Annotated in this window: 7 protein-coding genes and 4 pseudogenes; 9 read left to right on the top strand and 2 right to left on the bottom strand. The window is 31.6% G+C overall.

Annotated features, from left to right (window positions below):
• Positions 1-42: 42 nt before the first annotated feature.
• From AC1RYN_RS06715 to AC1RYN_RS06695, 5 genes and pseudogenes are all read left to right on the top strand, one after another.
• Positions 43-444: a WG repeat-containing protein gene (locus AC1RYN_RS06715; RefSeq protein WP_481806338.1), complete on the top strand. Its 402-nt coding sequence runs from the start codon at positions 43-45 to the stop codon at positions 442-444.
• An 11-nt stretch (positions 445-455) separates the two neighbouring features.
• On the top strand, positions 456-1418 hold the full coding sequence (locus AC1RYN_RS06710; RefSeq protein ID WP_481806337.1) for a WG repeat-containing protein: 963 nt from the start codon (positions 456-458) through the stop codon (positions 1416-1418).
• A 133-nt stretch (positions 1419-1551) separates the two neighbouring features.
• A pseudogene (locus tag AC1RYN_RS06705) lies at positions 1552-2062 on the top strand (acyl-CoA thioesterase).
• Positions 2063-2216: 154 nt separating this feature from the next.
• Entirely contained in the window at positions 2217-3224 is a 1008-nt protein-coding gene (recA, locus tag AC1RYN_RS06700) for a recombinase RecA (protein WP_481806336.1), read from the top strand.
• A 115-nt stretch (positions 3225-3339) separates the two neighbouring features.
• The gene (locus AC1RYN_RS06695; protein WP_481806335.1) at positions 3340-3468 is read left to right on the top strand and encodes a hypothetical protein; all 129 of its coding nucleotides are present in this window, start codon (positions 3340-3342) and stop codon (positions 3466-3468) included.
• Positions 3469-3478: 10 nt separating this feature from the next.
• Here AC1RYN_RS06695 and AC1RYN_RS06690 read toward each other — a convergent pair.
• Positions 3479-4275 (bottom strand): annotated as a pseudogene (locus AC1RYN_RS06690) (lysophospholipid acyltransferase family protein).
• 309 nt (positions 4276-4584) lie between these two features.
• Here AC1RYN_RS06690 and trpS point away from each other — a divergent pair.
• Together trpS and AC1RYN_RS06680 are read left to right on the top strand one after the other, a co-directional pair.
• The gene (gene trpS / locus AC1RYN_RS06685; protein WP_481806334.1) at positions 4585-5559 is read left to right on the top strand and encodes a tryptophan--tRNA ligase; all 975 of its coding nucleotides are present in this window, start codon (positions 4585-4587) and stop codon (positions 5557-5559) included.
• Positions 5560-5574: 15 nt separating this feature from the next.
• Positions 5575-5985: a hypothetical protein gene (locus AC1RYN_RS06680; RefSeq protein ID WP_481806333.1), complete on the top strand. Its 411-nt coding sequence runs from the start codon at positions 5575-5577 to the stop codon at positions 5983-5985.
• Between the two features lie 94 nt (positions 5986-6079).
• Here the strand turns inward: AC1RYN_RS06680 and dprA are convergent.
• Positions 6080-7179: pseudogene (dprA, locus tag AC1RYN_RS06675) on the bottom strand (DNA-processing protein DprA).
• 238 nt (positions 7180-7417) lie between these two features.
• Between dprA and AC1RYN_RS06670 the strand changes: the two are divergent.
• Positions 7418-8381 (top strand): annotated as a pseudogene (locus AC1RYN_RS06670) (HU domain-containing protein).
• 136 nt (positions 8382-8517) lie between these two features.
• Complete coding sequence (locus AC1RYN_RS06665) at positions 8518-9015, top strand: hypothetical protein (RefSeq protein ID WP_481806332.1); 498 nt, start codon at positions 8518-8520, stop codon at positions 9013-9015.
• The last annotated feature ends 56 nt before the right edge of the window (positions 9016-9071 follow it).

Below are 9071 nucleotides of genomic sequence, written 5' to 3'. Positions count from 1 at the left end.
AAGGTTAATACATGCTCCTGTATTTAGGGAGGCAGCACCTATATGGTTGTAAATGAATTTCATAATGGATTTGCAGTAATGCGTATAGATGGAAAATGCACCTTAATTGACCATTCTGGAAAGGAAATTATTTCGGCGAAATATGAATCAATTGGAAAATTTGAAGAAGGAGTTGCCTATGTGTTTTCTAATAATAAATTTGGTTTTATAAATTCATCAGGTGCTGAAATAACACCCCTAAAATATGATAAAATAGGGTATTTTGGTGATTATACTACAGTCATAATAAATAATAAATATGGTTTTATTGATGGGCTAGGAAAAGAGATAGTTACCCCAAAATATAATTACATAGCTCCTTTTAATGGAGAAAAAACAGAAGCCATCCTTAACGGAAAGAAATTTTATATTAATACTAAAGGAGAACAAACACCCTATAATTAAAACCTAATTTTATGAATCATTTAAAATTAAACAAACACCTACTTTTGCTTTTATTAGCATTCGTAATTCAATCAAAAACAATCGCACAAGAAGCATATTTAGATCCCGAAACTGAAAAATGGGGTCTAATCGATGAGAATAACAACTATATCCTTGAACCCAAATATGACAAAATGTTTGCACCCGAAGAAGGATTCTTCATAGTAGTTACAAACAATAAACATGGATTTATTGACTTAACTGGAAAAGAAATTTTAGCACCTAAATATGATGAAGTTTTCTCACCAAAAGATGGTTTTTTTGTTGTAAGAATGGGACATAAACACGGTGTTGCAGATCATAATGGAAAAGAAATAGTTTTACCCAAATATGATGAAGTTTATGTTTTTCAAGATGGCTTAGCAATTGTTATTTTAAACGGAAAATGGGGTTTAATTAACACGAGTGGAAAAGAAATTACTCCATTAAAGTACGATAAAATATATGGCGTTAAAGAAGATTTTTCGATGGTTGTACTTAACAACAAAACAGGATTTGTAAATAGAAGCGGAAAAGAGATTGTTGAACCAAAATATGATGATGCTTTCGGTTTTGACAAAGGAGTAGCAATTGTTGGAAATAAAGATAAATGGGGGCTAATAAATGCGAAGGGAAAAGAAATCACTCCATTAAAATACGACAAAATATTTGGTCTAGAAGAAAACATCTCACAAGTCACTCATAACGGAAAATCAGGATATCTAGACACAACAGGCAAAGAAGTTATTCCTTTAAAATATGATATTATTTATGCCTTCGAAGGAGACTATGCGCCAGCAAGTATTGGAAATAGATGGGGATTAATTAACAGAAAAGGAGACACAATCATTCCGTTTAAATACGATTCTATGACTTGTTTTTGTGGAGAGAGAGTAGAAGTTGAACTTAACGGAGAAACATTTTCTTTGAACATCAAAGGAGAACGAATAGATTAGAACTTCAATAATTTATCAAAAATCTAAGAAGACTTACATTCTAAAAATTCCAATTATTGATTACATTTGAGCCAAATAATAAATTTCAATATTCAGTAACTAAAACATTGAAATACAACAATATAAAATTTACATGAAACCAAAACATCCTTCAGAATCTTTAACAATATTAACCGATTTAGTTTTACCGAGCGAAACAAATCCCTTAAACAATCTTTTTGGTGGCGAATTATTAGCCAGAATGGATCGTGCTGCAAGTATTGCTGCCCGAAGACATTCACGCCGAATTGTAGTTACTGCATCTGTAAATCACGTTGCTTTTAATAGAGCAATTCCGCTTGGTGCCGTTGTAACAATTGAGGCAAAAGTATCAAGATCTTTTAAAAGTTCGATGGAGATTTTTATCGATGTTTGGGTTGAAGATCGCGAAATCGGGATTTCGTACAAAAGCCAATGAAGCAATTTATACTTTTGTTGCAGTTGATGATACTGGAAGACCAGTTGAAGTACCGCCAATTGATCCAGAAACGGACCTTGAAAAACAACGTTTCGAAGCAGCTTTACGCCGCAAGCAGTTAAGTTTATTATTGGCAGGAAAAATAAAACCAGAAGAAGCGACTGAACTTAGAGCATTATTTGTATAAAAAACATTCTCTAAAAGAGAAAATAAATCCCGTTGCAACTTCAAAAAAAAGAAGTATTTTTACGTCGATTACAAGCCAAAACAAATAAAATCAAGAAGTTAAAACTGCATTGATTTAATATAAAAGAATTATAACAATTTAGATGAAAGAAAAGATGAGTTCAGAGAAAGAAGCCAAATTAAAAGCGCTACAACTTACGCTTGATAAACTTGATAAGACTTACGGAAAAGGAACCGTGATGAAAATGGGCGATAAAGCCATTGTAGAAGTAGAAACAATTTCATCAGGTTCATTAGGAGTAGATTTAGCCTTAGGGGTAAACGGTTACCCAAAAGGAAGAATTATCGAAATATACGGACCAGAATCTTCTGGAAAAACAACCCTAACATTACATGCTATTGCTGAAGCTCAAAAAGCGGGTGGAATTGCTGCATTTATAGATGCTGAGCATGCATTTGACAGAAATTATGCTGAGAAATTAGGAATTGATATCGAGAACTTAATTATTTCTCAACCAGATAATGGAGAACAAGCACTAGAAATTGCTGAGAACTTAATTCGTTCAGGAGCAATTGATATTGTTGTAATTGACTCTGTTGCTGCGTTAACTCCAAAAAGTGAAATCGAAGGAGAAATGGGAGATTCAAAAATGGGTCTTCATGCTCGTTTGATGTCACAAGCACTTCGTAAACTTACTGGAACAATTAGCAAAACAAACTGTACTGTATTCTTCATTAACCAGTTAAGAGAAAAAATTGGTGTAATGTTTGGAAATCCTGAAACAACAACAGGTGGTAACGCATTAAAGTTCTACGCTTCAGTACGTTTAGACATTCGTCGTTCTTCTCAAATCAAAGACGGTGACAATGTAATTGGTAACAGAACCAAAGTAAAAATTGTTAAAAATAAAGTTGCTCCTCCATTTAAAACTGCTGAATTCGACATTATGTACGGAGAAGGGGTTTCTAAAACAGGAGAGATTTTAGATTTAGCTGTTGAATTTGAAATCGTTAAGAAAGCAGGTTCATGGTTTAGCTATGGTGAAACAAAATTAGGACAAGGTCGTGATGCGGTAAAATCACTAATTAAAGATAACCCAGAATTAGCAGATGAACTAGAAGTTAAAATTAAAGCGCATATCAAAGAATTAGCAAGCGCCTAAAAAATAAAAACCCGAAAATATTTTCGGGTTTTTTTATACTCTTTACGCAACCTTTTTCAATAAACGACATCTTAATAAAGTATAGCTAGTTTTAAGCCTTAAAAAGCTTATTTATATGAATTTTTTAAACCTAAAAGATGAAGAAGAAACTGGAAACGTTATTCCAAAAACGCTGGATAACAAAAAGAAAATTAAGAATAGTCATGAATTTTATTTCACAAAAAATCATTCATCGATAGGATAAAATTTACTTATTAAGAATTAATACTAGATTGTTCATTTTGCAAAACACTATCTTCTTGTAAGGTTTTGTCTTTGCTAAAGATCAATAATTGCTTATAAATCAGATTTCTTACTTGATCACGAAGATCTTTTTATCTTCGGGCTGAAGCTTCATTGTCTCAATAAACGAATGAATTTTCACTCTCATTTTCCCTGGACTACCACTAAAAAAAGTATACGAAAATCTCTTCTTATTGTCAGCATATGTGATTGGAACAATCGGAATATGATGCTCAATTGCCAAACGAAAAGCGCCATCTTTAAATTCGTCTAAAATAATCGATTCATCATCAGGAACACCACCTTCTGGAAAAATACAAATACTTAATCCCTGATTCAAACGCTTTTGAGCCCTGTTAAAAACATCCATTTTACTTTTTGAAGATTTTCGATCCACTAAAATACAGGTTCTTTTATAGAAAAAACCAAACAAAGGAATCTTAGAGAGTTCTTTCTTGCCAACAAAAACAAATGGATTTTTAATAATTGCCAACGTAAGCATAATGTCAGTCATCGAAGTATGATTAGCAACAATCATATAACTTTTTTTAGGATCAAGAGCTTGCTCCTTCTCTACTTTATAGTAAAACCCCATTCCAAAAAGAATGAATTTTGCCCAAATTCTTGCCATTTTAAAAAAATACGGATAGCCACTTTCGGTAAGAATCGATAACACTAAAAATGGAAACATTACCAATATTGGGATGGCCATTAAAACATAAAACCAAATACGCCAAATAACCCAAAAAACAATTTTTACTCCTTTCATAAACCCAAAAGTAAGAAAACAGATGTGAATTTAGATTTTTAGACCAATAGATTTTTAGATTAAAAAACTTTTCAAGTAATAAATCTATTAGATATCTGTCAACTTTACGAAAATTTTGTGCTCTTTTTGTTAAAAATTATTTACAAAAAGATACTGGACAAACTGCAAAAAATACTTGGGATAAATTACACAAATCAACATAGATTTAAAAAATCTATTTAATCTTTATAATCTGTGACTAAAAACTTTGTAAACTTTGTGGACTTTGTGTAAAACTTTGCGAACTTTGCGCTTAAGAAAAAATTTAGCATGGCAAAAATACTTACTGGCGTACAAAGCACTGGAACGCCGCATTTAGGCAACTTATTGGGAGCAATTATTCCTGCAATCGAATTATCTAACAAACCCGAAAACAAATCATTTTTGTTTATCGCCGATTTACACTCGATTACACAGATAAAAGACGGTAAAACTCTAAGCGAAAATACCTATAGCGTTGCTTCTGCCTGGCTTGCATTTGGTTTGGATATTGATCGTGTTACTTTTTACAGACAATCAGATGTTCCTCAAACAACAGAATTGACCTGGTATTTGAGTTGCTTTTTTCCATTTCAAAGATTGACATTAGCGCATTCATTCAAAGATAAAGCAGATCGTCTTGATGATGTAAACGCAGGTTTATTCTCTTACCCAATGTTAATGGCAGCAGATATTTTGCTTTATGATGCGGAGTTTGTACCGGTAGGAAAAGACCAATTACAACATTTAGAAATTACTCGCGATGTAGCTTCACGTTTTAACCATCAAATGGGAGAAACATTTGTGATTCCAGAAGCTAAAATTCAAGAAGACAGCATGTTGATCCCTGGAACAAATGGAGGGAAAATGAGTAAATCAGCAAATAATTTCATCAATATATTTTTAGATGATAAAGCATTGCGCAAACAAGTCATGAGTATCGAGACTGATAGTACACCACTTGAAGAACCAAAAAATCCAGATACTTGTAATGCATTTGCAATATACGCTCTTATGGCCAATGAAGATCAAATTGCAACAATGAGAGCAAATTATTTAGGCGGAAATTATGGTTACGGTCACGCCAAACAAGCTTTGTTTGAATTGATTACAGAGAAATTCAAAACAGAAAGAGAAAAATATCATTACTACATAAACAACCTAGACGAAGTAGATGCTTTACTTAAAAAAGGAGCCGCAAAAGCAGCCATTATTGCTAATGAAGTTCTAGAAAGAGTAAGAGCAAAATTAGGATTTAGTAAATAAAAAATCTGCCTAAGCATGACTATTGAAGATGCTATCGAGGAATTAGAATACCAAAGTGGACAACACGAAAACATAGAAAGTGAAAGATGGGAAAATGGATTTTTAGGTCAGTTACGTCCTTTTAAAGGCGTTATACATGAAAAAAATTACCATTTAATAATGCAGGCCTTAAAAATACTAGCACCTGAATTAGAAAAAGATTTTATTGATAAAAGAATCATTAACGCAATATGGGGAATTTGCCATTTCGGCAGAATGTGGGCTATTTATCCTGATGGAATGTTGCAACGTAATGAATTACTCAATGAACAACAAACATTACAAATTGATGATTGGTTAATTGATATATCTTATGCCGCTTTCTGTCTACTTGAGGGGACTGGTCCAAAAGAAGCTTTTTGCAATTATGACAGCAAAGAACAATAAAACTCTATCAAAATAACTAAGCTTAAATTAAAAAAACACTTCAAATCAATCAAAATCTGCCCTTCCAAAATTAAATTAGAAGGGCAGATTTATTTTAAATAGCCTCAAATAGTTTTCCAGGCAATGGACGAATTACTCCTTTAAGTTCCATATTCAGTAACAATCCTGATATTTTGTAAATCGGAAAATCACATCTCAAAGCAATAATATCCATCAACTCTTTACCCACTTTTAACAAATAATCATATACTTTCTGTTCATCAGGATCTAACTCAACAAATAATTGCTTCTGTACTGATTTGGACTCGTTTTTAACGTCCCAGTTCAAAATATAAATTAAATCGGCTGCATTGGTCAACACATTCGCTTTTTGAGCCTTAATCAAGTTATTACAGCCTTGACTGTATTTGTCCGTAGTACGCCCAGGAACTGCAAATACATCTCGATTATAATCATTTGCCATGTTGGCAGTAATAAGTGAGCCTCCTCTATCCGCAGATTCAATAACTATTGTGGCTTCACTTATTCCAGCAACAATACGATTTCGTCGCACAAAATTTTCTTTATCAGGATTCGAGGAACTCCAAAATTCAGTCATGAAACCACCATTTTGCTCCACTTGTGCGACATATTTTTTATGACTTTTAGGATATATTTGATTTAAACCATGAGCTACAACACCAATAGTCTGAAGATTATTCTCGATTGCCAATTGATGTGCAACAATATCAACTCCATAAGCAAAACCACTTACAATAACGGGATCTAGGGAGACAAATCTTCTATCAGTTTTTTACAAAATTCTATTCCATACGATGTGATTTGTCGCGTTCCAACGATACTTATGACTTTTTTATTCTCCAAATCAATGTTTCCAGAACTAAACAGCAAAAGCGGTGCATCAATACAATGTTTTAATCTGTCGGGATAGTTTTTTTCGTCAAAAAACGTTACATTAATACTATTTGACTTGATAAAGTCGAGTTCTTTTTGTGCTTTTTCAAAAATTGATTTTTCTCTAATATTTTTCAATAAAGCAGATCCAATACCTTCAATTAAAGATAGTTGTGAAGATTTAGTTTTAAAAATATCCTCAGCAGTTCCACATTGTAATAATAACCTTTTTGCAATTATATCCCCCACTCCTTCAACACTTTGTAATGCCAATAAATAAAATAAATCTTGCTCAGTCATTTGTTACAATAATATAGGTTATTCAGATAAAATAAAAATCATATTTATTAATTACAAAGATGACAATTTTAGGTAAATTCTTGCTAAAAAAATATATTTAAAAACCAAACTAAAAAAGGTAAAAAAAACACACAATTATAAACAACTGACTTTTAGTTGTTTGAATAAAAAAGTGAATTGTTAATAAAAATTGTGAATAAAATTTTGATAACTATTTTCCTTGCCTAACTTTGTTACTATGAAAATCGAAACTTACATCGCGCAGTTATTGTATCGTTATCAGTGTGTAACGGTTCCTGGGTTTGGAGCTTTTTTAACGGAAATTCAATCGGCCCAACTTAATGAAGGTTCAAATTCATTTTTTCCACCAAAAAAATTAATTTCTTTCAACCCACATATCAAAAACAACGATGGTTTGTTAGCAAATCACATTGCTCTTACTGAAAAAACATCGTATAAATTTGCTGTCAGCGCAGTACATTTTGAAGTTTTAACTTGGAAAAAAGAATTAGAGGATAATGGTTTTATTTCTATTAAAAATGTAGGTCAAATTCGAATGAATGCTGACAAAAACCTAGTATTTACTCCAAACGATCAAAAGAATTATTTAGCTACTTCATTTGGTTTAAGCCCATTTGTCTCTCCAATGGTTAAAAGAGAATCATTTGAAAAACAACTTGAAGCTTTAGAATTAGAAACAGTTGAAGAAAATGAACCTGTAGCCTTACATTCAGCTTATAAAGGATATAATTCTTATTTAAAATATGCTGCTATTTTTGTACTTGCTTTAGGAGTTACAGGAAGTATTGGTTACCCCAATGTACCAAAACCAAATTGCTAATCAAACTGTTTTGGTAGAGACAGCTGTTCAAAAACAAGTTCAGAATAAAATTCAAGAAGCCACATTCTTTATAAAAAACCCTCTGCCAGCTGTAACAGTAACTCTTTCTGTAAAGGAAGAAAAATTAACAATGCCATATCACATTATGGCAGGTGCTTTTAGAAGTGAAAAAAACGCTCAAAAAGCTTACAACAGATTAAAAAAAGCTGGATTTGATGCTAAAATAATTCCTGCAAACAGACATGGACTTTTTCCTGTCTTATATGGTAGTTATGCCACAATGCGTGAAGCAGAAAAAGCACAAAGAGAGATACAAAATACTATAAATCCAGAAGCTTGGATTTTAATAGAAACACTATAAATCCTATAAAAAATCTTCGGTTTTATATTAGAGATATTATACCATACTTAACGAAACGTCATTTTATTTTTATTATAAGATGACGTTTTTTAATATCCTAAAATGATTCTAAATAACCCAAAATCAACAATTTTAAATGCTTTGGAATAATATTTGTACGAATATTGAAAATTATTTAAATATTAATAGCATGAGAATACTACAAAATTTAGGATTAGCGATTTGCCTTTTTATTACATCACAATCGTTTTATGGACAGGAAACAAATACAAATAGTACAAATCAAGAAATTCTATTAAATAAAGAAAAAGAGCACGCGAAAAGGACATTAGAAAATCAAAAAGAATTACAAAAAAGACAAGATCTTTTAAAGCAGGACCAAAATAAAGCTAAAAAGCGTCAGAGAAAGATTGAATCAGCTCAAAATAAGATAGAAAGAACAAAAAAAGACATCAAAAAAACAGAGGATAAAAATCAAAAAATTCAAAACGAATTAAGTCTTAACAAAATTTCTGAAAACAAAATTCACCAAAGAAAAATAAAATCTAAGGAATATGAACTTGAAATTTTGAAACTCCAATCAAAACTAAATGTGCAACAACAAGATCTAACAAAGCTTTTAGATTCTAAATAAAATTTAGTACTACAAAAAAACCTATTCGTGAGAATAGGTTTTCTTTTTTAGTTTGT

This window comes from Flavobacterium sp. TC780, assembly GCF_056783245.1.
This window is presented reverse-complemented; position numbering and strand designations above follow the sequence as displayed.

What these genes read in the sequence shown, in the direction of transcription:
- AC1RYN_RS06695 (WP_481806335.1), top strand. Translation starts at nt 3,340, where the DNA reads ATGAATTTTTTAAACCTAAAAGATGAAGAAGAAACTGGAAACGTTATT.
- AC1RYN_RS06715 (WP_481806338.1), top strand. Translation starts at nt 43, where the DNA reads ATGGTTGTAAATGAATTTCATAATGGATTTGCAGTAATGCGTATAGAT.
- AC1RYN_RS06710 (WP_481806337.1), top strand. Translation starts at nt 456, where the DNA reads ATGAATCATTTAAAATTAAACAAACACCTACTTTTGCTTTTATTAGCA.
- recA (WP_481806336.1), top strand. Translation starts at nt 2,217, where the DNA reads ATGAGTTCAGAGAAAGAAGCCAAATTAAAAGCGCTACAACTTACGCTT.
- AC1RYN_RS06680 (WP_481806333.1), top strand. Translation starts at nt 5,575, where the DNA reads ATGACTATTGAAGATGCTATCGAGGAATTAGAATACCAAAGTGGACAA.
- AC1RYN_RS06665 (WP_481806332.1), top strand. Translation starts at nt 8,518, where the DNA reads ATGCTTTGGAATAATATTTGTACGAATATTGAAAATTATTTAAATATT.
- trpS (WP_481806334.1), top strand. Translation starts at nt 4,585, where the DNA reads ATGGCAAAAATACTTACTGGCGTACAAAGCACTGGAACGCCGCATTTA.